This is a genomic window from Serratia sp. C2(1) (genome assembly GCF_036352655.1).
GTDB lineage: Bacteria > Pseudomonadota > Gammaproteobacteria > Enterobacterales > Enterobacteriaceae > Serratia > Serratia inhibens.
The window spans coordinates 15,863-40,223 of sequence record NZ_JAZFBA010000001.1 but is presented as its reverse complement, the minus strand read 5'-3'; the positions used below and the strand labels follow the sequence as shown (position 1 = coordinate 40,223).

At 57.3% G+C, this 24,361-nt stretch carries 24 protein-coding genes; 16 read left to right on the top strand and 8 right to left on the bottom strand.

The window, feature by feature from the left end; all coding sequences use genetic code 11:
- The first annotated feature begins 60 nt into the window (after positions 1-60).
- Complete coding sequence (locus V2S86_RS00190) at positions 61-1,098, top strand: alpha/beta hydrolase family protein (protein WP_330760745.1); 1,038 nt, start codon at positions 61-63, stop codon at positions 1,096-1,098.
- Here V2S86_RS00190 and V2S86_RS00185 read toward each other — a convergent pair.
- On the bottom strand, positions 1,058-1,954 hold the full coding sequence (locus V2S86_RS00185) for a LysR family transcriptional regulator (RefSeq protein WP_330760744.1): 897 nt from the start codon (positions 1,952-1,954) through the stop codon (positions 1,058-1,060). The two genes, V2S86_RS00190 and V2S86_RS00185, sit on opposite strands and share 41 nt — an antisense overlap.
- Positions 1,955-2,060: 106 nt before the next feature.
- On the opposite strand from V2S86_RS00185, the gene V2S86_RS00180 reads away from it, so the two are divergent.
- Together V2S86_RS00180 and V2S86_RS00175 are read left to right on the top strand one after the other, a co-directional pair.
- Positions 2,061-3,443 carry an MFS transporter gene (locus V2S86_RS00180; RefSeq protein WP_330760743.1) on the top strand — a complete coding sequence of 461 codons (1,383 nt, stop codon included), beginning with the start codon at positions 2,061-2,063 and terminating at the stop codon, positions 3,441-3,443.
- Complete coding sequence (locus V2S86_RS00175) at positions 3,440-3,820, top strand: DUF4440 domain-containing protein (RefSeq protein ID WP_062791793.1); 381 nt, start codon at positions 3,440-3,442, stop codon at positions 3,818-3,820. The genes V2S86_RS00180 and V2S86_RS00175 overlap by 4 nt, the downstream gene beginning before the upstream one ends.
- A 194-nt stretch (positions 3,821-4,014) precedes the next feature.
- Here V2S86_RS00175 and asr read toward each other — a convergent pair whose 3' ends face one another.
- Positions 4,015-4,473 carry an acid resistance repetitive basic protein Asr gene (asr, locus tag V2S86_RS00170; RefSeq protein ID WP_330760742.1) on the bottom strand — a complete coding sequence of 153 codons (459 nt, stop codon included), beginning with the start codon at positions 4,471-4,473 and terminating at the stop codon, positions 4,015-4,017.
- A gap of 228 nt (positions 4,474-4,701) precedes the next feature.
- Here asr and V2S86_RS00165 point away from each other — a divergent pair, with 228 nt between their 5' ends.
- Complete coding sequence (locus tag V2S86_RS00165; protein ID WP_330760741.1) at positions 4,702-5,010, top strand: DUF883 family protein; 309 nt, start codon at positions 4,702-4,704, stop codon at positions 5,008-5,010.
- A gap of 63 nt (positions 5,011-5,073) precedes the next feature.
- On the opposite strand, the gene pdxR is transcribed toward V2S86_RS00165, so the two are convergent.
- Positions 5,074-6,510: a MocR-like pyridoxine biosynthesis transcription factor PdxR gene (gene pdxR, locus V2S86_RS00160; protein ID WP_330760740.1), complete on the bottom strand. Its 1,437-nt coding sequence runs from the start codon at positions 6,508-6,510 to the stop codon at positions 5,074-5,076.
- Positions 6,511-6,607: 97 nt separating this feature from the next.
- On the opposite strand from pdxR, the gene V2S86_RS00155 reads away from it, so the two are divergent.
- The 5 genes from V2S86_RS00155 (at position 6,608) to nrdF (ending at position 11,076) form a co-directional block, all read left to right on the top strand.
- Positions 6,608-7,039: a carboxymuconolactone decarboxylase family protein gene (locus V2S86_RS00155; RefSeq protein WP_330760739.1), complete on the top strand. Its 432-nt coding sequence runs from the start codon at positions 6,608-6,610 to the stop codon at positions 7,037-7,039.
- A gap of 281 nt (positions 7,040-7,320) precedes the next feature.
- Positions 7,321-7,557, top strand: coding sequence for a glutaredoxin-like protein NrdH (gene nrdH / locus V2S86_RS00150; protein WP_330760738.1), 237 nt, complete (start codon positions 7,321-7,323; stop codon positions 7,555-7,557).
- Between the two features lie 8 nt (positions 7,558-7,565).
- Positions 7,566-7,970: a class Ib ribonucleoside-diphosphate reductase assembly flavoprotein NrdI gene (gene nrdI / locus V2S86_RS00145; protein WP_006318556.1), complete on the top strand. Its 405-nt coding sequence runs from the start codon at positions 7,566-7,568 to the stop codon at positions 7,968-7,970.
- Positions 7,952-10,096 carry a class 1b ribonucleoside-diphosphate reductase subunit alpha gene (gene nrdE, locus V2S86_RS00140; RefSeq protein ID WP_330760737.1) on the top strand — a complete coding sequence of 715 codons (2,145 nt, stop codon included), beginning with the start codon at positions 7,952-7,954 and terminating at the stop codon, positions 10,094-10,096. The genes nrdI and nrdE overlap by 19 nt, the downstream gene beginning before the upstream one ends.
- Positions 10,097-10,104: 8 nt before the next feature.
- Positions 10,105-11,076 carry a class 1b ribonucleoside-diphosphate reductase subunit beta gene (gene nrdF / locus V2S86_RS00135; protein ID WP_330760736.1) on the top strand — a complete coding sequence of 324 codons (972 nt, stop codon included), beginning with the start codon at positions 10,105-10,107 and terminating at the stop codon, positions 11,074-11,076.
- 69 nt (positions 11,077-11,145) lie between these two features.
- On the opposite strand, the gene V2S86_RS00130 is transcribed toward nrdF, so the two are convergent.
- Both V2S86_RS00130 and V2S86_RS00125 read right to left on the bottom strand, forming a co-directional pair.
- Positions 11,146-11,355 carry a DUF1289 domain-containing protein gene (locus V2S86_RS00130; RefSeq protein ID WP_330760735.1) on the bottom strand — a complete coding sequence of 70 codons (210 nt, stop codon included), beginning with the start codon at positions 11,353-11,355 and terminating at the stop codon, positions 11,146-11,148.
- 76 nt (positions 11,356-11,431) lie between these two features.
- The gene (locus tag V2S86_RS00125; protein WP_330760734.1) at positions 11,432-12,172 is read right to left on the bottom strand and encodes an SDR family oxidoreductase; all 741 of its coding nucleotides are present in this window, start codon (positions 12,170-12,172) and stop codon (positions 11,432-11,434) included.
- Between the two features lie 124 nt (positions 12,173-12,296).
- On the opposite strand from V2S86_RS00125, the gene V2S86_RS00120 reads away from it, so the two are divergent.
- Positions 12,297-13,190, top strand: a complete 894-nt coding sequence (locus V2S86_RS00120; RefSeq protein WP_330760733.1) for a LysR family transcriptional regulator — start codon at positions 12,297-12,299, stop codon at positions 13,188-13,190.
- 27 nt (positions 13,191-13,217) lie between these two features.
- On the opposite strand, the gene V2S86_RS00115 is transcribed toward V2S86_RS00120, so the two are convergent.
- Entirely contained in the window at positions 13,218-14,162 is a 945-nt protein-coding gene (locus tag V2S86_RS00115; protein WP_330760732.1) for an MBL fold metallo-hydrolase, read from the bottom strand.
- Positions 14,163-14,540: 378 nt separating this feature from the next.
- Positions 14,541-15,896: a 2-hydroxycarboxylate transporter family protein gene (locus V2S86_RS00110; protein WP_330760731.1), complete on the bottom strand. Its 1,356-nt coding sequence runs from the start codon at positions 15,894-15,896 to the stop codon at positions 14,541-14,543.
- Positions 15,897-16,221: 325 nt separating this feature from the next.
- Here V2S86_RS00110 and V2S86_RS00105 point away from each other — a divergent pair, with 325 nt between their 5' ends.
- The 6 genes from V2S86_RS00105 to proX (V2S86_RS00080) all read left to right on the top strand — a co-directional run bounded on the left by V2S86_RS00105 (position 16,222) and on the right by proX (V2S86_RS00080) (position 23,417).
- Positions 16,222-17,847 (top strand): sensor histidine kinase, encoded by a 1,626-nt coding sequence (locus V2S86_RS00105; RefSeq protein ID WP_330760730.1) that lies wholly within the window; start codon positions 16,222-16,224, stop codon positions 17,845-17,847.
- A gap of 51 nt (positions 17,848-17,898) precedes the next feature.
- Positions 17,899-18,585 carry a response regulator gene (locus tag V2S86_RS00100; RefSeq protein ID WP_330760729.1) on the top strand — a complete coding sequence of 229 codons (687 nt, stop codon included), beginning with the start codon at positions 17,899-17,901 and terminating at the stop codon, positions 18,583-18,585.
- 416 nt (positions 18,586-19,001) lie between these two features.
- A complete protein-coding gene (gene proV, locus V2S86_RS00095; RefSeq protein WP_330760728.1) occupies positions 19,002-20,204 on the top strand; it encodes a glycine betaine/L-proline ABC transporter ATP-binding protein ProV in 1,203 nt (400 codons plus the stop codon).
- A complete protein-coding gene (gene proW, locus V2S86_RS00090) occupies positions 20,197-21,324 on the top strand; it encodes a glycine betaine/L-proline ABC transporter permease ProW (protein ID WP_330760727.1) in 1,128 nt (375 codons plus the stop codon). Before proV ends, proW begins: the two co-directional genes overlap by 8 nt.
- Before the next feature lie 61 nt (positions 21,325-21,385).
- Positions 21,386-22,381, top strand: coding sequence for a glycine betaine/L-proline ABC transporter substrate-binding protein ProX (gene proX / locus V2S86_RS00085; protein WP_330760726.1), 996 nt, complete (start codon positions 21,386-21,388; stop codon positions 22,379-22,381).
- Between the two features lie 34 nt (positions 22,382-22,415).
- Positions 22,416-23,417 carry a glycine betaine/L-proline ABC transporter substrate-binding protein ProX gene (proX, locus tag V2S86_RS00080; protein ID WP_330760725.1) on the top strand — a complete coding sequence of 334 codons (1,002 nt, stop codon included), beginning with the start codon at positions 22,416-22,418 and terminating at the stop codon, positions 23,415-23,417.
- Between the two features lie 30 nt (positions 23,418-23,447).
- Here proX (V2S86_RS00080) and V2S86_RS00075 read toward each other — a convergent pair whose 3' ends face one another.
- Positions 23,448-24,326 carry a LysR family transcriptional regulator gene (locus tag V2S86_RS00075; protein WP_004953774.1) on the bottom strand — a complete coding sequence of 293 codons (879 nt, stop codon included), beginning with the start codon at positions 24,324-24,326 and terminating at the stop codon, positions 23,448-23,450.
- Positions 24,327-24,361 lie beyond the last annotated feature (35 nt).

The following is a 24,361-nucleotide window of genomic DNA, read 5'->3' as shown; positions in this document are numbered from 1 at the left end:
CGCCGGATGAAGCGGCAAATGCCAGCCTCGGCGCATTGGCATACACCTTGAGGAGTCAAAATGAAAAGAGCGCTGTTTCTGTGGTTGCTGCTGTGTGGAACGGCTAATGCCGCCACTTACCGGGTCGCCACCCACGATGAGGTATTTCGGACCGGTGCACGCCAATTGGCGAGCCGCATTTATTACCCGACCTTGGCCGCGGGTGCGCCGGAGTGGGTCGGGGAAAACCCGGTGTTTACCGGTATCGAAAGCCAGCCGGAAGCGCCGGTGGCCAAGGGGCGTTTCCCGTTGATCGTGCTCAGCCACGGCAGCGGCGGCAACAATGCCAGCCAAGCGTGGCTGGCGGCAGCGCTGGTTCAGCAGGGTGCCGTAGTGGTAGCGGCCAATCATCCGGGCAGTACCACCGGCAACTCAATTCCTGCGCTTTCCGCCCAACTGTGGCTACAGACCGGCGATATTTCCGCATTAATTGGCGCCATGACCGACGATCCCCGCTGGCGCCCGACAATCAACCGTCAGGCAATCGGCGTTATCGGCCACTCCAAGGGCGGCTACAGCGCCATTGCCGCCCTCGGTGGCAGGATCAGGCTGAGTGATTTTATCGCCGGTTGTCGGCAACGCCCTCAGTCACCTGACTGCCAGTTTTATACTCAGGCAAAGGTCGAACTGGCCCAACTCCCTGCCCGGCAGTTTGACGCCGATTACAGGGACCCGCGCATCCGCTTTGCCGTCGCGCTCGATCCCGGAATGGCGCCCTATCTGTTACCGACCAGCCTGCATCGGCTCGGCGCGCCGCTGCTGATCGTCGAGCCGCAACGCTATTTGCCCGGCAACCGACAACAAAGCCTTGGCGGCGCGGCACTGGCTGCGTACGCCGGGCGACAGCCGATCCGCGCGCTCAAGCTGACCGGCGGCAATCATTTTGATTTTCTGCCGCTTTGCCGGCCCAACGGGAGGCAAATTCTGGAAGAAGAAGGCGACGGTGAAATGCTGTGCGCCGCTTCCGACGAACAGCGCGCAGCGGTACACCGGCAAACGTTGGCAGCTATCCTGGCGTTTATCCGCCCGTGGCTACCCGCTCACGCAGGAAATCAATAAACGCCCGCACCTTTTCCGGTACGTGGCGAGTATTGGGATACAACGCATAAATGCTTTGCGCGGGAAACTGATGGTCCGCCAGCAGCGCGCACAATTTGCCTTCGGCGATGGCCGGCCGTACCAGCCATTCGGGCAACAGCGCCACCCCTGCGCCATGCAGGGCAAACGCCAGCAGCGCGGCGGCGCTGTCGCCCATCAGCGTGGCGGCGTCTTCCACCTTGAACAACACCGCTTGCCGCTGCGGGGTGATCACCTGCCAGCTCAGCGGCGAACTGAGGCGACTGTGGGCGATCCACTGCGCCTGCGCCAGTTGCGTCAACGAGCCGACCGGGTGGCGGGCCAGATAGTCCGGCGCCGCGACCGGCAGAATGGCAAAGCTGTCGATCAGCGCGGCACGGTGGCTGGAGTCCGCCAATTGCCCCAGCCGAATAGCCACGTCGAACCGTTCCGAAATCAAGTCGGCATGGTAAGAGGAAGAAACGTGCTGAATGCGCAAACGCGGATGCAACTGTGAAAATGCCGCCAGCGCCGGCACCACCACCTGAGCGCCGTATTCCGGCGTGGTGGTGATGCGCAATACGCCGCTCAATCCGTGGTGATCGCGGCGCACATCATCCAGCACGTTTTCCGCATCCTGCAACAGCCGCAAACAGCGCTGATAAAATCGCTCGCCGGCATCGGTCAGCGCCAACCGCCGGGTGCTGCGCACCAGCAGCGATACGCCCAGTTCGCTCTCCAACTGTTTGATATTGAAACTCACCACCGCCTTGGTTTGCCCGAGCGCCCCCGCCGCAGCGGTGAAACTCCCGGCGTCCACCACCGCCACGAAAATAGCCAACCGTTGCAGGTTAAGCATGCTGCCGCCCTTTATTGTCAAAATAATTTTGACAGTGTAATCGTCCGTGGCCGATTTATCCGCACTTTCGTCACCGCTACACTGCCAGCCTTCAACCGGAGGCACCATGCCCTATCGCATCAAAGTCGCAATCGTCTATCTGCTCGGATTTTTCGTCGATCTGATCAACATGTTTATCGCCAATGTCGCCTATCCGTCCATCGGCCATGCGCTGCATGCCTCGGTCAGCGAACTGGCCTGGGTCAGCAATGGCTATATCCTCGGCCTGACGCTGGTGATCCCGCTCAGCGCCTGGCTGGCGCAGCGCATTGGCGGGCGGCGGGTATTTTTGCTGTCGCTGACGCTGTTTATGCTGGCGACCGCGGCGGCGGGCTATGCCGGCTCCATCGGCGAGTTGATTGGCTGGCGGGTGGTACAAGGCATGGGCGGCGGGCTGCTGATCCCTATCGGTCAGACGCTGACCTATCAGCTCTACCGCAGTCATGAACGCGCCGGGCTTTCCGCCGCCATTATGCTGGTCGGACTGCTGGCTCCCGCGCTGTCACCGGCGCTGGGCGGGCTGATTGTCGATCGGCTTGACTGGCGCTGGGTATTTTTCGCCAATCTGCCGTTGGCGGCTCTGGCGTTGCTGCTGGCTGCATTTTGGCTGCGCGCCCAGGCCCCAGATCCACAGCGCAAACCGCTCGACGTTCAGGGGCTGATCAGCGCCTGCGTCGCCCTGACACTGATCCTGCTTGGCCTGACCCGGCTGGGTGAGGTCGATAGCCTGCTGCAGGGCACGCTGTTGCTGGCCGGTGGCGCGCTGGTGTTGGCCCATTACCTGCGGCGCAGCCTGCGCGTCGCCCAGCCGCTGTTGAACCTGCGGCTGGTGCGGGATCCTCTGCTGCGCACCTCGATGATGATTTATCAGTGCATTCCCGGCCTGTTTATCGGCGTTAGCCTGGTCGCCATGTTGTATTTGCAAAATCAACTGGGCATGCGCGCCGCGCAGGTTGGCAGCCTGATGCTGCCCTGGTCGCTGGCCTCCTTCCTGGCCATCACCCTGACCGGCAAGAAATTCAACCGCCTTGGGCCACGGCCGCTATTTATTGCCGGCTGCCTGTTGCAGGGGCTGGGCATTTTGGCGCTGTCGCAGATTGCTCACGCCGGGGATCATGGATGGCAAATTAGCGCCTTTGCCCTGATGGGCTTTGGCGGCAGCCTGTGCAGCAGCACCGCACAAAGCAGCGCGTTCCTGCATATCGCCGATGAACAGTTGGCGGACGCCAGTGCGCTGTGGAATATCAATCGCCAACTCAGTTTTTGCCTGGGCGTCGCGCTGCTCAGCCTGTTGCTCAATCTGCTGCTTGAGCATTTTCCGCCGATTGTCGCTTATCGAAGCTGTTTTTACCTTGCCGCCGCCAGCACGCTAATCCCGCTGCTGCTGTGTCTGCGCATCGCTAATCGCGCCATCGTGCGCCGTCTCAACGCTCAACAGGAAACCTCATGAACCGATATTTTACCGAAGTGATCGACGCTCACGCCGCTATTGAAAACTGGCTTGAAAAAGGAGCGGGTGACGAACAAGCGCTGCTGGCGCGTTTTGATCCGGCCTTCAGCATGATTGCGCTAAACGGCGGCAGGTTGGACTTCACCGCATTGTGCGCGTTTTTCCGCGCGCATCGCGCTGCCAAACCGGGCCTGGAAATCGCAATAGAAGAAATGACGTTGGTGGCCGAATGGCCGACGGGGGCGGTAGTCAGTTATCGCGAAAGGCAAACGCTGCCCGGACAGGCAACCACGCTGCGTAACTCAACGGTCGTATTTGAACAGACCCAAAGCGGCCTGGGCTGGCGGCATCTGCATGAGACCCCCCTCGCACAATAATCACAGGAAACCGTCGGCCAGAAACAGTTCCCAGGCGACGATCAGCCCGCACAGGGTGACGGCGCTGAAAATCACTTCAAACAGATAGCGATTGATCATCATGAGATAGCCCTCAAAGAAAACACCCGGCGGACCGGGTGTCTGAATACTGTCTGGATCATGCGGCGCCTTCAGGCCCCGCATTTTTCACTCAATTAAGCGGCTGGAGTAGCGGCTTTTTTGGCAGCTTTGTGGTGTTTTTTAGCGGCCTGAGCTTTCTGTACTGGCGCTTTGTGGTGTTTTTTAGCGGCCTGGGCTTTCTGCACTGGCGCTTTGTGGTGTTTTTTAGCAGCCTGGGCTTTCTGAGCTGGCGCTTGCTTGGTGGCTTTGTGGTGCTTTTTGGCAGCCTGGGCTTTCTGAACAGCGGCTTTTTTGTGGTGCTTTTTAGCGGCCTGAGCTTTCTGAGCTGGGGCTTTTTTGTGATGCTTCGCTTTCTTGTGATGCGTTGCTTTAGCTGGTGCTTTCTCAGCAGCAGCGGCCGGCGCAGCGGTAGTAGTGGTGGTGGTTGCAGCCGGAGTGGTAGTTGCTGGAGCAGCAGTCGCAGTATCGGCAGCGAAAGCAACAGAAGACAGACCCATGGTAGCAGCAACGATCAGGGCTAATACTTTTTTCATCTTTAATTCCTCAGAGTGTTTTTTCGGTAAGCCCTGTTGGGCCGTTGAAACAGATACTAGAGGAATCGATGAGCCGCTTCCGTGAGTGATTGGTTTCGCCGCGTAACCAAATGTACAAGCGAGAACGAGGCAATGAGCGCCAACCCTGGTGCGGTTTTTTCCGTGATCGCCAACACAGTTTGAAAAAGGGTCTACACTTAATAGACATGTGTCGAAACGGAGAGTCGAATGTTTAGGAAATCAGAAAAAGTAGAACGCGACATCGATCAGGACGTCACCCTTCTGGCGGATACGTTGGATGAGGTGCTACGCGAATCCGGTGACAAGACCAAAGAGGAACTGAAAGAGCTGCACAGCAAGGCAAAAGGCGTATTACGCGATGCCCGCGCACGCTTCAACGGTTCCAGCAGTCTGACACAACACGCACGCGACGCCGTCGATCAAGCCGACAGCTATGTGCACGACAAACCTTGGCAGGGCGTAGGGATCGGGGCCGCTGTTGGCATCGTCCTGGGCGTTCTGCTGGCCCGGCGTTAACACCCCTTGCAGTCATAAAGATAAAACAGATGTGCGTCTGGCCCACGGGAAACCGCGGGCCGTTTAATTTCCGCCGTTGAATAACCTGGCCAGCCTGGCCACTGCCCGTTCCGCATCCGCCCGCTGAGTAAAGTTGGCAAAGCCCATTAGCAGCCCCTCTCCTGAAGGGTGAGTTATCTGCCAATCCGACAACGCCTGCAGCGACACCCCTTCTTCCCAGCCACGCTGCGCCAGACGCTTATCCAGCCCCGAAGACGCCGTCAGGCGAGCCAATAACTGAATGCCGCCCGCCTGCGACGCCACGGCAAGATGCTCGCTCAACTGTCGCTCGATCGCCTGCGCCAGCCATTCACGCCGTTGACGGTAGATCGGCCGCATTCGCTTCAAATGGCGATAAAAATGCCCCTGATTGATAAAGTCCGCCACGCTGGCCTGCATCAACGGCGGGCAACCGCAGCCCCGCAGCCGGCTGCTGTGGCCAAAGGCCTCCACCAGCCCGACAGGCACCACCAAATAAGCCATCCGCAACGCCGGGAACAGGGTTTTGCTGAAGGTACCGGCGTACAGCACCCGTCCCTGGCGATCGAGGCTTTTCAGCGGCGGCAGCGGCCGGCCGTGATAGCGAACCTCACTGTCATAGTCATCCTCAAGGATCCACGCCGCGCGCTGCTGCGCCCATTCCAACAACGTCACACGCCTTGCCAGGCTGAGCGACACGCCCAGCGGGCTTTGATGCGTCGGCGTCAACACCGCCATGCGTGCGCCTGGCGCGGCGCTAATACCGGCGGCGATATCCATCCCCTGCTCGTCAACCGGTACCGCCACTGGCCGCATGCCGGCAGCGCGAAACAGCGGCAGCGTCACCGGATACCCCGGATCCTCCAGCCACACGTCATCACCCGGCGTTAACAAGGTGCCGATAACCCGATCGAGCAACGCCTGATAACCGGCGCAAACGAAGACCTGCTCCGGCCGGCAGCTGATGCCCCGGGAAAGATGCAAATAGTTGGCGATGGCCGCCCGCAGTTCCGGCAGGCCATTGGTGGGCGGATGCGCCAGCGATACCATGGTGCCGGTGCGCAACTGACGGGCGACAATCCGCTGCCACAGCGCGCGCGGAAAGGCGTCCAGCGCCGGTAGCCCCAGTTGAAACGGCGGCATCGTCCCGTTCGGATGCAGCGAGTTCGGCGCCACCGCCGGCATGGGTTCCGCCACCGACGCGGCGCGTGCCGGCAGGTTAGGTAACTGCGGTGAAACATAGGTGCCCGCCTGCCCCCGGCTCTGCAAAAAACCTTCGGCAATCAACTGAGCATAGGCGCTTTCTACGGTGGCGCGCGCGACGCCCAGATCGCTCGCCAATCCACGCACCGAAGGCAACCGGCTGCCCGCCGTCAGCGCCCTCTGCGCAATGGCGTCTTTAATCCGCAGATAAATCTGCCGGTAGAGCGGTTCGGCAAGCTGGTTATCCAGCCGCAGGGAGGAAAGAAATTGGCGCATCATGGCCCGGTTAAATAATCATTTTATGGCTCTATAGCATAGTCCATGTCGCCGCTAAAGTAGCCCCCATGATTTTGCTATCCGCTAACTGAGGTTGACCATGATTAAGCAACGATTGAAATACGCCGAACTCTCTGCCGCCCCTTACAAAGGCCTGGTAAGCGCGCTGATGGCGCTGGAGAAAGGCGCACTGGACAAGACGACTATCGAGCTGATGTTTATGCGCGTCTCCCAAATCAACGGCTGCGCCTTCTGCCTGGAGATGCACGGCAAGGCGCTGCGCGAAAGCGGCATCAGTAACGACAAACTGGACCAACTGGCGGGCTGGCGCGTCAGCAATGCATTCAGCGAGCGCGAACGCGCGGCGCTGGAGTGGGCGGAATCCGTGACCCTTATCGCCGCTACCGGCGCACCGGATAGCGCATTTGAGGCGCTGCAGATGCACTTCAGTGACGCAGAAATTGCCGATCTGACCTTCGCCATCAGCATCATGAACGCCTTTAACCGCCTGGCAGTCAGCATGCGCCAGTAATCGGGCTGCATTTCCCCCTCTCCTTGTGAGGGGGTACCTCCAAGCGGCAGGCCCTCGAAATAAATTTCCCGCCCCCAGATCCAGCCCCGCTGCGGCCTTAGCGAAAAAACCATCAAAACACTATATATAGCGTGGTTGATAAATAAAATATCCACATATAGTATTCAGCTTATCCGGTGTCGGTATGATTTGTCGCTGGGTAACGCCGTCAGAAACGCCGTTCAATGCTCCGTTATCTGACCTGTCCGCCTTTCCTTCATCTTAAAAGGTAAATGCGAATCATGAGCATTATTATTTACAGTAAACCGGACTGTGTCCAGTGCAACGCCACCTATCGCGCCTTTGATCGACAAGGCATCGGCTATGAGGTGATCGATCTCACTCAGGATCAACAGGCGTTAAATCATGTTAAATCGCTGGGTTATCAGCAGGTTCCGGTGATTATCGCCGGCGACGATCATTGGTCAGGTTTCCGTCCCGACAAGATTGGCGCCCTGGCCCACGCTCTCGCGTCTTGAGGCCCGCCATGCACCCGTTGGTTTATTTCTCCAGCAGTTCGGAGAACACCCACAGGTTCGTTGAAAAACTGGGCTTGCCGGCGAGGCGCATCCCGATCGCCGGCGCACGCAGCAAATTGCTGATGGAAGAACCCTATATCCTGATTGTGCCCAGCTATGGCGGCGGCAGCGCCGTGGGGGCCGTGCCGATCCAGGTGATCCGCTTTCTCAACGATCCGCAGAACCGTTCATACCTGCGCGGCGTTATCGCCGCCGGGAATACCAACTTCGGCGCAGCGTACGGCATTGCCGGCGACATCATCGCCAAAAAATGTCAGGTGCCTTTTCTTTATCGCTTTGAGCTGCTCGGCACCACGCAAGACGTTGCAAACGTTCGACAGGGAGTAACCGCATTTTGGCAACGACAGAACTGACCAGGCCCGCCTCCGGCGCGCTGGATTACCATTCGCTCAACGCGATGCTCAATCTTTATGATGCCGAAGGCCGTATCCAGTTCGATAAGGATCGGCTGGCGGCGCGGCACTATTTCCTGCAGCACGTGAATCAGAACACCGTGTTCTTTCACAATCTGGAAGAGAAGCTGCGCTATCTGGTGGAGGAAGGCTATTACGAGCAGGCGGTGCTGGCGCAGTACGATTTCAGCTTTATCAAACGGTTGTTCCAGCAGGCCTATGCCAAAAAATTCCGCTTCGAGACCTTCCTCGGCGCCTTCAAATACTACACCAGCTATACGCTGAAAACCTTTGACGGCAAACGTTATCTGGAACGTTACGAAGACCGCGTATGCATGGTGGCATTGACGTTGGCGGCGGGAGATACCCGGCTTGCGCAGGATCTGGTGGAAGAGATGATTTCCGGCCGTTTCCAGCCGGCGACGCCAACCTTCCTCAACTGCGGCAAACAGCAGCGTGGCGAACTGGTTTCCTGCTTCCTGTTGCGCATCGAAGATAATATGGAGTCGATCGGCCGGGCGGTGAACTCCGCGCTGCAATTGTCGAAACGCGGCGGCGGCGTGGCGTTTCTGCTGACCAACATTCGTGAAGTGGGTGCCCCCATCAAGCGTATTGAAAACCAGTCCTCCGGCGTCATCCCGATCATGAAAATGCTCGAGGACGCCTTTTCCTACGCCAACCAGTTGGGTGCGCGTCAGGGGGCCGGCGCGGTGTATCTCAATGCGCACCATCCCGACATCCTGCGTTTTCTCGATACCAAGCGCGAAAACGCCGACGAGAAAATCCGCATCAAAACGCTGTCGCTGGGGGTGGTGATCCCGGATATCACTTTCGAGTTGGCGAAAAACAACGAAGAAATGTACCTGTTCTCGCCTTACGACGTTGAGCAGGTGTACGGCGTGCCGTTTTCGGACATCAGCATCAGCGAGAAATACCGCGAGATGGTGGATGACAAACGCATCCGCAAATCGCGCATCAATGCACGCGAGTTTTTCCAGGTGCTGGCGGAGATTCAGTTTGAATCCGGCTACCCGTACATGATGTTCGAAGATACGGTCAACCGCGAGAACCCGATCGCCGGGCGCATCAATATGAGCAACCTGTGCTCTGAGATTTTACAGGTCAACCGCGCCAGCACTTATCACGATGACCTGAGTTATGATCGGGTGGGCAAGGACATTTCCTGCAACCTCGGTTCGCTGAACATCGCCAAAACCATGGATGCGCCGGACTTCGGCAAAGCGGTCGACACCGCGATTCGCGCGCTGACCGCCGTGGCCGACATGAGCGATATTCGCTCGGTGCCGTCAATCGCCGAAGGTAACCGCAGCTCGCACGCCATTGGCCTGGGCCAGATGAACCTGCACGGCTATCTGGCGCGTGAACGTATCTTCTACGGCTCGGAAGAAGGCATCGACTTCACCAATATCTATTTCTATACCCTGGCTTACCACGCCATTCGCGCCTCCAACCGGTTGGCGATCGAGCGCGGCAGCGCGTTCGAAGGCTTCGAGCATTCCACCTACGCTTCCGGCGACTACTTCACCAAATATACCGAGCGGGAATGGCTGCCGCGGACCGAACGGGTTCGCACGCTGTTCGCCGATGCCAATATCGCCATTCCAGGCCGTGAAGAGTGGCTGGCGCTGCGTCAGTCGGTGATGATGCACGGATTGTATAACCAAAATCTGCAGGCGGTGCCGCCAACCGGCTCCATTTCCTACATCAACAATTCGACCTCAAGCATTCATCCGATCGTGTCGCGCATCGAGATCCGCAAAGAGGGAAAAATTGGCCGCGTGTACTATCCGGCACCCTATATGACCAACGACAACCTGGAGTATTACCAGGATGCCTATGACATTGGCCCGGAAAAGATTATCGACACCTACGCCGCCGCCAGCCAGCACGTCGATCAGGGGCTGTCGCTGACGCTGTTCTTCCGCGATACCGCCACCACCCGCGATATCAACCGGGCGCAGATTTACGCCTGGCGTCAGGGCATCAAAACCATTTACTACATCCGCCTGCGCCAGATGGCGTTGGAAGGCACCGAGGTACAGGGCTGCGTGTCCTGCGCGCTGTGAGGCAACTTATGACCATCAATAAACCGGCGCCGCTGGTGCGCGCCATCAACTGGAATAGCATCGAGGACGACAAGGATCTGGAGGTCTGGAACCGTCTGACCTCCAACTTCTGGCTGCCGGAGAAGGTGCCGCTGTCGAACGACATCCCTTCCTGGGCCACGCTGACGCCAAAAGAGCAGCAGCTGACCATCCGCGTGTTCACCGGGCTGACGCTGCTGGATACCATTCAGAACACCGTCGGCGCGCCGGCACTGATCGCCGATGCTTTGACGCCGCACGAAGAGGCGGTCTATTCGAACATTGGCTTTATGGAGGCGGTACACGCCCGCTCTTACAGCTCGATTTTCTCCACCCTGTGCCAGACGCCGGACGTGGACGATGCCTACCGCTGGAGCGAGGAGAACCGCGCGCTGCAAAAAAAAGCCCACATCATTCTGGCCCACTACCGCAGCGACGATCCGCTGCTGAAGAAGGTCGCCAGCGTGTTCCTGGAATCCTTCCTGTTCTATTCGGGCTTTTATCTGCCGATGTACTGGTCGAGCCGCGCCAAGCTGACCAACACCGCCGATTTGATCCGCCTGATCATTCGCGACGAAGCGGTCCACGGTTATTACATCGGCTATAAATTCCAGAAAGGGCTGGAGAAGGTTGACGCCACCCGGCGCCAGCAGGTGAAAAATTTCGCCTTCGATTTGCTGCAGGATCTGTACGACAACGAGGTGCGCTATACCGAGGAGCTGTATGACGGCGTAGGTTGGACGGAAGACGTGAAAACCTTCCTGCACTACAACGCCAACAAGGCGTTGATGAACCTGGGTTATGAAGCGCTGTTTCCACCGGCGATGGCGGAGGTCAATCCGGCCATTCTGTCAGCGCTGTCGCCGAATGCCGATGAGAACCACGATTTCTTCTCCGGCTCCGGCTCGTCTTACGTGATTGGCAAAGCGGTCAATACCGAGGATGAAGACTGGGATTTCTGAGGGGGACGCGGCGGCGAGTCACTTCGCCCCTGCAGTACTCGCCGGTGAGCGGGCGTGGCATGCCGCGCCCTACTCTTCATCATGGAGAAACATCTCCGCACGCAGCCGGAGACGTTGCCAGACGGCGCGTTTCTCCTCGTCGTTGGCGGTTGGCCAGGCGGCGATTTCATCCAGCGTGCGCCAACAACCCCGACACCACTGCTTATCGGCATCGATCCGACAAAGGGCGACGCAGGGCGACCGAACGCCGTCGTCCCCTGAGTTATTGTTACCCGCCATAAAACGCTCCCGCCCTAAATTTGCCCGCCACAGGATACCCGATCCGGCAACGGGAAATCGCGAACTTTGCGCAGGATCAGATGATGCCGCCGTTGGCACGCAGGGTTTGACCGTTGACCCAACTGCCGTCGGCACCGGCCAGGAAGGAGACCGCTGCAGCGATATCCTGCGGTTGACCCAGGCGTTCCAGCGGCGCCATCTTCGCCAGACGCTCGATCAGATCCGGGGTTTTGCCGTCCAGGAACAGGCTGGTGGCGGTCGGCCCAGGCGCAATCGCATTGACGGTAATGTTGCGGCCGCGCAGCTCTTTCGCCAATACGCTGGTCAGCGCTTCAACGGCGGCCTTGCTGGCGGCGTACATGCCGTAACCCGGCTGCAACAGCCCCACCACGCTGGATGAAAAGTTAATGATGCGCCCATTGTCACGCAAACGCTTTGCCGCTTCGCGCAGCGTGTTGAAGGTGCCTTTCAGGTTGATGTCGATCAGGCGATCGACGTCGGCGTCGCTCATTTCCGCCACAGGCGCCAGAGCAATCACTCCGGCGTTATTCACCAGGATATCGACGCCGCCGAAAGCCTGTTCGGCGCGGTCAAACAGTTGGGCGACGGCAGCCGCATCGCTGACGTCGGCTTTGGCGCTCAGCGCGCGGCCGCCGTTTTGTTCAATTTTACGCACCAGCTCATCGGCCAATGCCTGGTTGCCCGAATAGTTGACGATCACGGTAAAACCGTCCGCTGCCAGCCGCTCGGCAATGGCGGCGCCAATGCCGCGAGAGGCTCCGGTCACAAGGGCGATTTTCGGGTTGCTGTTGTTCATCTTCTCAATCCTCGTCAGGTCAGCGTCGGCAGGCTTGCCGATGTGGAGTGATCATGCACCTTTCGCACCGGCGAATAATCACCTAAAATTCGTTATCACTATCCGAAATAAACGAACAATAACAATGGACAGAATCGATGCCATGCGCCTGTTCACCCGCGTGGTGGAACAGCGCAGTTTTACTCAAGCCGCACAGGATATGAACCTGCCGCGTTCGACGGTGACCGATGCCATCAAACAGCTGGAGGCGCGGTTACAGGTGCGGCTGCTGCAGCGTACCACGCGCCATGTCAGCCCGACGCTGGATGGCGAAGCCTACTATCAGCGTTGCCTGACCATTCTGGCCGATATCGAAGATGCCGAGATGGCGTTTGCCGGCGCCAAGCCGCGCGGGCTGTTGCGCATCGACGTGCATGGCACGCTGGCGCGGCACTTTCTGCTGCCGGGCTTGCCCGACTTTTTAGCTCAGTATCCGGATATCGAATTTTACATGAGCGAAGGTGACAGGCTGGTGGATCCGGTACGGGAAGGCATCGACTGCGTGGTGCGCGTCGGCAAGCTGAAAGACAGCGATATGGCGGCGCGCCGCTTGGGGGAGCTGGAAGAAGTCACCTGTGCCGCGCCGGAATACCTGCGGCGCTTCGGTACGCCACTCAGCCTTGATCACCTTCAGGGGCATCATATGGTCGGTTTCCGCTCCTCGGCCACCGGCGCGGTGATGCCGCTGGAGTTTAGCGTCAACGGCCGGCCGCAACAGGTGACTTTGCCCACTACGGTGTCGGTCAGCGCAGCGGAAAGCCTGGTCGCGGCGGCGCGCATGGGGCTGGGGATTATCCAGGTACCGCGCTATCACCTGCTTGACGATTTGGCCAGCGGCAAACTGGTGCCGCTGCTGCCGCAATGCCCGTCCACACCGATGCCGGTTTCGCTGCTCTACCCGCGTAACCGCCAGCTGTCGCCACGGGTGCGGGTCTTTATCGACTGGTTCAGCGAGGTTTTCGCTGCACGCAATCAATAATAAGCCGCCTGTTCGGCGGCCTGCGGTCTATAACGCGCCGTAATCCAACGGCACCCAGTTGTAGCCTTCCCCCTGCTTGTTCAGGTAACCCAGCCCAGGGAAAGACAGATGCGCGGCTCCGACCAGTTCACTTTGTCGGGCGCTGTCGCCAAACACCCGCAGCCGTTGCACGACCGCCGCTTTGGGGTCACTGTCGAAACTGATCGCCACTTGCGGATGGGCAAACTGTACTGCGGCCACGTGGATCAAATCGCCCAACAACAGCAGTTTTTTACCCTGGCTGGTCACCTGATAAACGCTATGGCCCGGCGTATGGCCGTGGGTGGCAAATGCGGCAATACCCGGCGACAGCTCGCCGTCGTTGCTGAAGGGTTTGAAATGCCCGGCGGCCTGATAGGGCTTGATCGCCGCGATGGCGTTTTCAAAATTGGCCTTATCTTCCGCCTTCGCGTGTTGCAGGTGTTTTTCGCTCAGCCAAAAATCGGCATCCTGCTGTGAAGCGCGCACCAAGGCATTCGGGAAACGCGCCTGACCGTTTTCCGTCAGCCCGCCTAAATGATCCGGGTGCATATGGGTCAGATAAATTTCATCCACCTGTTCCGGCTGATAACCGGCCGCCCGAAGATGAGTCACCAGTTGATCCAGGCCATCCCCCAGCAGCTTACCGGCTCCGGCATCGATCATGACCAGCTTGCTGCCGGTATTGATCAGATAGGCATTGACCGAGGTAACCACCGGCAGGCTCTGATGATGTTCCGCCAGGCCCTCGGCAATTTGTTGCGGTGTACTGTTGAGCAGCAGTTTATCCACCGGCAGGCGGATCACGCCGTCGGACAAGGCCGTGACTTCATAACTGCCCAGCATGATGCGATAAAAACCCGGTGAAGGCGTTTTTACCTGCGGTGCGGCGGCCGTAGCCTGCAACGCCATAACCGCCAATGCCGCACCTAACAGGTAGCGTTTCCAGAACATGATGACTCCTTGTTGTGATTAGACAGCGGTAAGTATTACCCCAAAACCGCCGATGCGCCTGCACAACAAATAAAATTAAATTATTTCTTTTTCAAAGAAATATTTAATTTTAATGCTTTTTTTCTGAAAATCTAAACAACCTCACTCAATATTTAATAAAAACGTATCCGTTATTTTCCTTACGCCCCTAAACAACGAGTAAGGAATTATTATGAACTATCAATTTGAAAATCTGGTGTTTGAAGGTGGCGCTATGGCAACGTTTTGGAACTGTTGGAAATGCGCGCGGATTGAATCCAGCCGCCAGGGTGTGGAACGGGCAAAAAAATCCCCGCGGGGGCGGGGAAAGGCAAAGAAATGCTTAGGTCTTATTGGTTATTATGCGAAAAATTTAGCCAGTACCAGCAGGGAGAGCGAAACGTTAATCGCGCCGCCGATACGGGTAGCAATCTGGGCAAACGGCATCAGCGACATGCGGTTGCCGGCGGTAAGAATGGCGACGTCACCGGTGCCGCCCTGCCCGCTCTGGCAGCAGGAGACAATCGCCACATCAATGGGATGCATGCCAATTTTCTTGCCGACGAAGAAGCCGGTCGCCACCAGCGCGCAGACGGTGCTGACAATCACCACCAGGTTCTGCAGGGTGAAGGCATTCACCAGTTCCTGCCACGGGGTGATCGCCACGCCGACGGCAAACAGAATCGGATAGGTCACTGCGGTGCGGAAAAATTTATACACCACCTGCGAACCTTCCTGAATGCGCGGCGACACGCCGTGCGCCAGCTTCACCGCTACGGCGGCAAACAGCATGCCGACCGGTGCAGGCAGACCAATCATGCGGTGCAGCAACATCCCCACCATGTACAGCAAAATAGCCAACAACGCGCCGCAGGCAATGGTGCTGACATCCACCTTGCCGCTGATTTTATCCACGGCGGCCATATCGCCGTCACCCTGTTTGCTTGGCATCAGGCTGCCTTCGCCGGTCAGGTGCGGATAGCGTTTGCCGAGCTGGTTGAGCAGGCCGGCAAGGATAATGGCGGTCAGGCTGCCGAGCATGACGATCGGCAGAATACGGCCCAGCGCCACGCCCTGTTCCATATGCAGGATCGCCGCGTACCCCATCGACAGCGGTATAGCCCCTTCGCCGACGCCACCGGCCATGATCGGCAGGATCAGGAAGAAGAAGATCTGGAACGGCTCCAGCCCAAGCGCCATACCGACCGCCATCCCCACCAGCATGCCGACAATCTCACCGCACAGCATGGGCGCGAAGATCCGCAGGAAGCCCTGAATCAGCACCTGACGGTTCATGCTCATAATGCTGCCGACAATAATGCAGCAGATATAGAGATAAAGAATATTGGTCGATTTATAGAATTTGGTGGTCGATTCCACCACTACGTCCGGCAGCAGACCATAATGCACCAATGCGGAAGGAATAAAGGTGGCGCAGATCGCCGCCGCTCCCATTTTGCCGATCAGCGGCAGGCGTTTGCCAAACTCGCCGCAGGCAAAGCCAAAGAAAGCCAGCGTGGCGACCATTACCACGATATCGCTCGGTAATTTCCCCTCCAGGCAATCCAGTAAAATAAGTACGCCGGCCAGAATAAAGAACGGTAACGGAATAATCCCTACTTTGTAATTGTCCAGTATGTGCCACCATTTTTCTCTCAGCGGTATTTCAGCCGTTTTGTCTTTGGCGACGAGGTAAGAATCATCTGTTGTGCTCATAATCTGGCCTCTTATTAGTTTGTTCGGCCATCATAGAGAAATGCACGGATTATCTGTTGTGATTTTGTTCAAAATTAAAAAGGGTTTTTAATGGTGGTTATGGTTTCTATGGTGTTAATTGGGATTATGTAAAATATGGCGCGGTGTTAATGGTGTTAATGCTATTTTTATTTAAAATTTATCCGTTTTATCGCAGCCGTTGAATAGCGATACCCGGTAAGTATAATCCCGTGTCTGCGATCACAACTTGCTCGAGCGCAATATTACATTAATCATGACTCATGATAGGGTAAGCGCTCAGGATCTCTCAGGGTGAACCCAGGCCATGCGCGTAAAACTCTCATTTCAAATCAAGCTTTTCCTGTGCCTGGTCGCCTTCTCCTGTCTGCTGCTGACGCTGATTGGCGCCTATACCTACCATCAGTTGGATGCCCAGTTGCATCGCGACCTTGGGGTGCGGGCGCAGGTACAGGCGCGGGAGATTGCTTTGATCCCCTCCCTGGTCAGCGCCGTGGAAAAAAACGACCTTGGGCAAATCGCTGCGCTGATGAAGAAAATACGCGCCAGCAGCGATGCCAGTTATATTGTCATCGGCGATAATCGCGCCAGGCATCTTTACCATTCTGAATACGCCGATCGCTTCGGTACGCCGATGGTCGGCGGCGATAATAAAGAAGTATTGGAAGGGAAAAGCATTATTTCGATCCGCAAAGGCGGCATCGGCATTTCATTGCGCAGCAAAGCACCGATACTGGATGACAATAATCATGTCATCGGCATTGTTTCCGTTGGCTATCTGAAGTCACATATCGACAATTTGAATGCGCGAACCCTGACGCAGATCGTCGGTTCCATTGTGTTGTTGTTAATTGCCCTGTTTATTTTTTCCTGGCTGCTATCGAAAAATTTAAAACGCCAAATGTTCTGGCTTGAGCCCAAAGAAATTGCGTTGCTGGTGCGCCAGCAAAAAGCCCTGCTGGAAGCGATCTATGAAGGCGTTATTGCCGTCGATCCCCAGTTGCGGATCATCACCATCAACCACGCGGCGCGCGAACTGCTGGATCTGCGGCAACCCGCCAGCACCCTGATGGGCCGTGAAATCGGCGAAGTGATCCAGTCGCAGCCGGACTTCTTCGGTGCGTCGCAACTGGGGCATGACACTCACGATGAAGTGTGCCGCTTCAACCACGTGCGGGTGATCGCCAGCCGGGTGCGCATCATGCAAGAAGATGTGCTGCAAGGCTGGGTGATCAGTTTCCGCGACAAAAATGACATCAATACCCTGAGCAGCCAGCTAAGCCAGGTAAAGCGCTATGCCGACAACCTGCGCATTATGCGCCATGAACAACTGAACTGGACCGCTACCCTCGCCGGATTACTGCATATGCAGCGTTACGACGAGGCAATCCGTTATGTAGAGGCTCAGTCGGAAGGCGCACAGGAGATCCTCGATTTCATCTCTCAGCGCTTCAGTTCGGCCGCGCTGTGCGGCTTGCTGTTGGGCAAGTACTCCAGCGCGAAGGAAAAAGGCGTCGAATTGCGCTTTGATCCCGCCTGCCAACTGCGGCAGATCCCGGCGGCGCTGAACGAAACCGAACTGATGTCGATCATCGGTAATTTGCTGGATAATGCGGTAGAAGCTACGCTGCATTGCGATGCGCCGCACGAAGCGGTAGAACTCTATATCAGCGACAGCAGCAATGAGTTGGTGATTGAAGTGGCCGATCGCGGCACCGGCATTGCGGCGGAGGTGCGCGATACGCTGTTTGAGCAGGGCGTCACCACCAAAGATGACAAAGGCGACCACGGTATCGGCCTGCATCTGGTCGCCAGCCATGTGGCACAGGCGCACGGCAGCATAGAAGTGTCGGACAACGATCCGCACGGCGCCATATTTTCCTTATTTATCCCCTATGACTTTCGAGCCGCAAGCAACAATGCCGAGGTTTGAAAGACGACGGATAAAGACCTAAAACCTTATAACAGTCTTGAGCACCCGATTATGCAACACGAAGCACTGGACGTTTTGATCGTGGAAGATGAGCCGCAGCTGGCGACGCTGCACGCAGAGTTCATCGAGCAGAACTTTGCTCTGCGGGTGGTGGCTCATGCCGCCACGCTGGCCGAAGCCAGGGCCAACGTCAACGCGCACCAGCCACGGCTGATCCTGCTGGATAACTTTCTGCCGGACGGCCAGGGCATTGAACTGATGGAAGAGCCGGCGGTGAAAAACCCCGGGTGTTCGGTGATCTTTATTACCGCCGCCAGCGATATGAATACCTGCAGCCAGGCGATCCGCAACGGTGCCTTCGATTACATCATCAAACCGGTGTCCTACAAGCGGCTGCGTAACTCGCTGGAGCGCTTTATGCAGTTTGTGCAAACCCAGCGCAGCTTCAAAGTGATAGACCAGAGCAGCGTCGACGCGCTGTATAACCTGCAATCCAAACAGTTTTCCAGCGAACCGAGCGCCAAAGGCATTGAAGCCAATACGCTGGAGCTGGTACAGGCGCTGTTTATCAACCGGCCTGAGATCGCGCACGCGGTGGAAGACGTCGTCGAGCAGGTCGGCATCAGCAAAACCACCGCCCGACGTTACCTGGAATACTGCGTCGCCAGCCAATTCGTGCGCGTGGAGATGATGTACGGCAATATCGGCCATCCGCGCCGCCTGTATCGCAAAGCTTAAGCTGCAATATGGCTGTCATATAAAGGGTGTACATTGCTTGCGACGATATCCCCCTCGATATCGGCACCTGTCGTTGAATACTGATGAAATACTGATGACTTTTACCCGGCCTATGGTCGGGTTTTTTATTGTCTGCACGGCAGCCTGAAGGGGAAATAAAGCGGGATTTTCTTGCCATTATTCCTGTGAAATGTCCACCTTCGACGAGAAATATAATTAAGAAATATCCTAAACTTAATTGAACGTGGGCCAAGCTACCATAACTAATCGGCAGAACGATGTAAACCGCCAATATCCTCATTCCGAGACATTGAGGGTTGTCTCAGAACTTCACTGTGTTAGGGTATAGGCGACTATTATTTTCTATTAGGACGTTTTTATCGTTTGATAATTCATCAGAGGAAACAGCAAATTGCATGGCAATTAAACTCGAAGTAAAGAACCTGTATAAGATATTTGGCGAACATCCGGAACGCGCGTTCAAACTGATTGAGAAAGGTCTGACAAAAGACCAACTGCTTGAAAAAACCGGATTATCGCTTGGCGTGAAAGACGCCTCTCTGGCCATTGAAGAAGGCGAGATATTTGTCATCATGGGGCTTTCCGGTTCAGGAAAATCTACCCTGGTACGCCTTCTCAATCGTCTGATAGAACCCACTCGCGGGCAGGTGCTGATTGACGGTGAGGATATTTCGAAAATATCCGACAATGCGCTGCGCACCGTACGCCGAAATAAGATCAGCATGGTGTTCCAGTCATTCGCCTTAATGCCGCATATGAACGTATTGAATAATACCGCCTTCGGCATGGAATTAGCCGGAATACCGCCACAGGAGCGTCAGGAAAAAGCCCTGGAAGCCCTGCGACAGGTCGGTCTGGAGAATTATGCGCATTCTTATCCCGATGAGCTTTCCGGCGGGATGCGCCAGCGGGTGGGATTAGCCCGCGCCATGGCGAATAATCCGGACATATTATTGATGGATGAAGCCTTCTCTGCGCTGGACCCTTTAATCCGTACCGAAATGCAAGATGAACTGGTCAAATTACAGGCCCGGCATCAGCGCACCATCGTGTTTATTTCCCACGATTTGGATGAAGCGATGCGTATTGGCGATCGCATTGCGATTATGCAAGGCGGTGAGGTAATTCAGGTCGGTACGCCGGAGGAAATATTAAATAAACCGGCCAACGATTATGTCCGCACCTTCTTCCGCGGCGTGGATATCAGCCACGTGTTCAGCGCAAAGGATATCGCCAAACGCCGCCCGGTAGCCCTGATTCGTAAAACCCCCGGTTTTGGTCCGCGCTCGGCGTTGCAGCTGCTGCGCGATGAAGACCGCGATTATGGTTATGTTGTTGAACGCGGAAAGAAATTTATCGGCGTGGTGTCGGTAGATTCGCTCAAACAGGCGCTGGCCGCCAACCTGACGCTGGATGACGCCCTGCTGGACGCCCCAGCCCCGGTACCGGCGGATATGCCGCTGAGCGAACTGATTTCCCTGGTTGCCCAGGCCCCCTGCGCGGTGCCGGTAGTCTGCGAAGAAAATAACTATCTTGGAATTATTTCCAAGGCCATGCTGCTGCAGGCCCTGGATAAAGAGGGCCCAGCGAATGAGTGATACAACACAGGATCCATGGGCCACCGCGCCTGCCGACCCCAGCGCCGCACCGGCGACCGATGCCGCCGCTTCCGCAGCGCCTGCCGATGGCGCTGGCGATGCCTGGTCCAGCGCACCGCCACCGGCAACACACGACGCAGCCAATCAGGCCGCTCAGGGTGCTGACTGGCTTAACAGCGCACCGGCCCAGCCGGAGCATTTCAACCTGCTCGATCCGTTCCACAAGGCCTGGGTGCCGTTCGATTCCTGGGTGACTCAAGGCATCGACTGGCTGGTGCTGCACTTCCGCCCGCTGTTCCAGGGGATACGCGTACCGGTCGACTTTATCCTCAGCGGCTTCCAGCAGTTACTGCTCGGCATGCCGGCACCGATCGCCATTCTGGTGTTTTCACTGATCGCCTGGCAGATCTCCAGCTTCGGCATGGGGGCCGCCACTTTGGTGTCCCTGATTGCGATAGGGGCGATTGGCGCCTGGTCGCAGGCTATGGTAACGCTGGCGCTGGTGCTGACCGCTCTGTTCTTTTGCATTGTCATCGGATTGCCTCTTGGCATTTGGCTGGCGCGCAGCAGACATGCCGCCAAGGTCATACGCCCGCTGCTCGATGCCATGCAGACCACGCCGGCGTTCGTCTATCTGGTGCCGATCGTCATGCTGTTCGGTATCGGCAACGTACCGGGGGTGGTGGTCACCATTATCTTCGCGCTGCCGCCGATCGTGCGTCTGACCATTCTCGGCATCAAACAGGTACCGGAAGATTTGATAGAAGCTGCCGAATCCTTCGGCTCCAGCCCGCGTCAGTTGCTGTTCAAGGTGCAATTGCCGCTGGCGATGCCGACCATCATGGCCGGTGTTAACCAGACCCTGATGCTGGCGCTGTCGATGGTGGTCATCGCCTCGATGATCGCCGTCGGCGGTCTGGGGCAAATGGTGCTGCGCGGCATCGGCCGGCTGGATATGGGGCTGGCCGCCGTGGGCGGTGTCGGCATCGTGATCCTGGCGATTATTCTCGATCGTCTCACCCAGTCGCTGGGGCGCGATCGCCGCAGCAAAGGCATGGGCCGCTGGTACGCTCACGGCCCGATCGGGCTGCTCACCCGCCCCTTCATCAAAAAGCCTTAATAGCCCTGCCCCCGGCAAACCGTCGGGGGCCCGGCCGCTCCATAAAACCGAAGGAAACACTATGCGCTCGACAAGAATTTGGGCTGTTGCCCTGACTTCATTGCTAAGCACACAGGCGTTCGCCGCCGAACTTCCCGGCAAAGGCGTCACGGTTAAACCGCTGCAAAGCACACTCGCGGAAGAAAGTTTTCAGACCGAGCTGGTCAACCGCGCGTTGGTAAAACTGGGCTACGACGTCCAACCCACCGGTGAGGTGGATTACAACGTCGCCTATACCTCTATCGCCTCCGGCGACGCCACCTACATGGCGGTAAACTGGGATCCGCTGCAAACCGATATGTACAACAGCGCCGGCGGCGACAAGACGTTTTATCGCCAGGGCGCTTATATCACCAATGCGGCGCAGGGGTATTTGATCGATAAAAAAACCGCCGACAAATACCACATCAGCGATATTTCCCAGTTGAAAGATCCCAAGCTGGCAAAACTGTTTGACGCCGATGGCGACGGCAAGGCCGATCTGGCCGGCTGTGAGCCGGGCTGGGTGTGCGACAGCGTGATTGACACCCATATCAAGGCCTACGGGCTCAGCGGTACCGTAACCCAAAACCAGGGCAACTACTCCGCCATCATCGCCGACACCCTGACCCGCTATAAGCAGGGTAAACCGGTGCTGTACTTTACCTGGACACCTTACTGGGTCAGCGACGAACTGGTGCCCGGCCGCGACGTTGTCTGGCTGACCGTTCCGTTCTCCGCCAGCCCGGGTTCACTGAAAGACAGCAACACCGCGTTGCCAAACGGCAAGAACTACGGTTTCGCCGTCAATAACGAACACATCGTCGCCAACAAACAGTGGGCACAGGCCAACCCGGCCGCCGCCAAATTGTTCGCCATCATGAAATTGCCACTGGCGGACGTGAACGCGCAAAACCTGCGCATGCACAACGGCGAGAACGGGACGGACGATATACAGCGTCACGTAGACGGTTGGATTAAAGCCCATCAGGCCACTTTTGACGGCTGGGTAAACACCGCTGCCGCGGCAGCGAAATAACCCCGACTTCACAACATAAAAAAGGTATTTCACTATGCGCACTACAGGAATCTGGGCGGTTGCCCTTACGACACTGATTGGCTCGCAGGCGGTTTTCGCCGCTGACTTACCGGGAAAAGGCGTAACGGTACAGCCGGTACAAAGCACCATTTCCGAAGAAACCTTCCAGACGCAACTGGTCAGCAAGGCGTTGGAAAAGCTGGGCTATGACGTTAAAGACACCCGTGAAGTGGATTATAACGTCGCCTATACCTCTATTGCCTCCGGCGACGCCACCTTCCTCGCGGTGAACTGGGATCCGCTGCACGCCGATCAGTACAAGGCCGCCGGTGGCGATGCCAAGTTCTATCGTGAAGGGGTGTACGTCAACGGCGCGGCGCAGGGTTACCTGATCGACAAGAAAACCGCCGATAAATACCACATTACCAACGTCGAGCAGCTGAAAGATCCGAAAATCGCCAAGTTGTTTGACACCAACGGCGACGGCAAGGCGGATCTGACCGGCTGTACGCCGGGTTGGGGTTGCGAGGCAGTGATTAACCACCATATCGAGGCTTATGGCCTGAGCAAAACCGTCGAGCACAACCAGGGCAACTACGCGGCGATGATCGCCGACACCATTACCCGCTACAAAGAAGGCAAACCGATACTCTACTATACCTGGACACCGTACTGGGTAAGCGACGTGTTGGTGCCGGGCCGTGACGTAGTTTGGCTGCAAGTGCCGTTCTCTTCCCTGCCGGGCGAGCAGAAAAATGTGGATACCAAGCTGCCGAACGGTGCCAACTATGGTTTCCCGGTGAACACCATGCGCATCGCCGCCAACAAAAAATGGGCAGAAGCCAACCCGGCGGCCGCCAAGCTGTTCGCCATTATGAAGCTGCCGATTGCCGACGTGAATGCGCAGAATCTGCGCATGCATGAAGGCCAGGCGTCGGACGCCGATATCCAAAGCCATGTTAACGGCTGGATCAAGGCGCACCAGGCGACCTTCGACGGTTGGGTGAAAACCGCTGCGGAAGCCGCGAAGAAATAACGCTCTGCGGGGCGCAGGCTGCTGCGCCCCCTATTGCGTCAGTTCAATCCCGCTGAACTGCAAGAAGCGCTCGGCGGTTCTCGATAGTTGCTGCGGCCATACGCAATACACCTGCCGCCGCGGGCCATCCTCAATCGGGATCGACACCAGCGCACTCAGACGCTGCGCCGTCGAGATCGGCACAATGCCCGCCGCCAATCCCCGCTGCACCAGATTCTCCAGCCATTCGATATGATCGATTTCAAAACTGATATGCCGCTTGATGCCCGCCGCCTGAAACGCGCGATCGGTCTGACGCCGGGCGCCGGTACCGCTGTAAAAATCCACCAGCGGCACTTCCGACAGGGTTTGCAGATTGACCCGCTGGCGACTGGCCAAAGGATGTTGCGCTGCCACCAGCGCCACCAGGGGCTCATCGGTCAACTGACGATGGGATACCGGCAGCATATCGATATCCCCCGGCCAGATCCCGACAAACGCCACATCGGTCTTCTGCTGGCGGACATCTTCGAGCAACTCCTCGCTCATGCCCACATATAACCTGATGTTAACCGCCGGATAGTGGCGATGAAACTTGCTCAGTTTTTCGGTCAGATCTATCGCGTTTATGGTGGAGATGGTCCCGATGGTCAAGGTACCGGAAATCGTCCCATTGGCCGCCACCACCTCTTCCACCAGTGATTGTTTGGCCGCCAGCAGCCGCTGCGCAGGCAGAATAAACGCCTGCCCGGCGCTGGTCAGCCTGACCCGTCGCGAGGTACGTTCAAACAATGTACAGCCCAGTTCTTCCTCCAGTTTGGCAATTTGATGGCTGAGAGCCGACTGCACCGTGTGGCAGCGTTGCGCCGCACGGGTAAAACTCTGCTCTTCGGCTACCGCCAGTGCAAAGCGGATCTGTTTCAGGTTCATGGAATCTATCGCAAAAGGAGATTAATCAAATGAAA

Bases quoted from the DNA above. Each gene is read 5' to 3' on its own strand.
- V2S86_RS00130 (WP_330760735.1), bottom strand. From the start codon at position 11,355: ATGGCGGGTAACAATAACTCAGGGGACGACGGCGTTCGGTCGCCCTGC.
- proX (WP_330760725.1), top strand. From the start codon at position 22,416: ATGCGCACTACAGGAATCTGGGCGGTTGCCCTTACGACACTGATTGGC.
- V2S86_RS00075 (WP_004953774.1), bottom strand. From the start codon at position 24,326: ATGAACCTGAAACAGATCCGCTTTGCACTGGCGGTAGCCGAAGAGCAG.
- V2S86_RS00190 (WP_330760745.1), top strand. From the start codon at position 61: ATGAAAAGAGCGCTGTTTCTGTGGTTGCTGCTGTGTGGAACGGCTAAT.
- V2S86_RS00180 (WP_330760743.1), top strand. From the start codon at position 2,061: ATGCCCTATCGCATCAAAGTCGCAATCGTCTATCTGCTCGGATTTTTC.
- V2S86_RS00115 (WP_330760732.1), bottom strand. From the start codon at position 14,162: ATGTTCTGGAAACGCTACCTGTTAGGTGCGGCATTGGCGGTTATGGCG.
- proV (WP_330760728.1), top strand. From the start codon at position 19,002: ATGGCAATTAAACTCGAAGTAAAGAACCTGTATAAGATATTTGGCGAA.
- pdxR (WP_330760740.1), bottom strand. From the start codon at position 6,510: ATGATGCGCCAATTTCTTTCCTCCCTGCGGCTGGATAACCAGCTTGCC.
- V2S86_RS00165 (WP_330760741.1), top strand. From the start codon at position 4,702: ATGTTTAGGAAATCAGAAAAAGTAGAACGCGACATCGATCAGGACGTC.
- asr (WP_330760742.1), bottom strand. From the start codon at position 4,473: ATGAAAAAAGTATTAGCCCTGATCGTTGCTGCTACCATGGGTCTGTCT.
- nrdF (WP_330760736.1), top strand. From the start codon at position 10,105: ATGACCATCAATAAACCGGCGCCGCTGGTGCGCGCCATCAACTGGAAT.
- V2S86_RS00175 (WP_062791793.1), top strand. From the start codon at position 3,440: ATGAACCGATATTTTACCGAAGTGATCGACGCTCACGCCGCTATTGAA.
- V2S86_RS00100 (WP_330760729.1), top strand. From the start codon at position 17,899: ATGCAACACGAAGCACTGGACGTTTTGATCGTGGAAGATGAGCCGCAG.
- nrdI (WP_006318556.1), top strand. From the start codon at position 7,566: ATGCACCCGTTGGTTTATTTCTCCAGCAGTTCGGAGAACACCCACAGG.
- V2S86_RS00185 (WP_330760744.1), bottom strand. From the start codon at position 1,954: ATGCTTAACCTGCAACGGTTGGCTATTTTCGTGGCGGTGGTGGACGCC.
- V2S86_RS00105 (WP_330760730.1), top strand. From the start codon at position 16,222: ATGCGCGTAAAACTCTCATTTCAAATCAAGCTTTTCCTGTGCCTGGTC.
- nrdH (WP_330760738.1), top strand. From the start codon at position 7,321: ATGAGCATTATTATTTACAGTAAACCGGACTGTGTCCAGTGCAACGCC.
- V2S86_RS00125 (WP_330760734.1), bottom strand. From the start codon at position 12,172: ATGAACAACAGCAACCCGAAAATCGCCCTTGTGACCGGAGCCTCTCGC.
- V2S86_RS00155 (WP_330760739.1), top strand. From the start codon at position 6,608: ATGATTAAGCAACGATTGAAATACGCCGAACTCTCTGCCGCCCCTTAC.
- V2S86_RS00110 (WP_330760731.1), bottom strand. From the start codon at position 15,896: ATGAGCACAACAGATGATTCTTACCTCGTCGCCAAAGACAAAACGGCT.
- proX (WP_330760726.1), top strand. From the start codon at position 21,386: ATGCGCTCGACAAGAATTTGGGCTGTTGCCCTGACTTCATTGCTAAGC.
- proW (WP_330760727.1), top strand. From the start codon at position 20,197: ATGAGTGATACAACACAGGATCCATGGGCCACCGCGCCTGCCGACCCC.
- V2S86_RS00120 (WP_330760733.1), top strand. From the start codon at position 12,297: ATGGACAGAATCGATGCCATGCGCCTGTTCACCCGCGTGGTGGAACAG.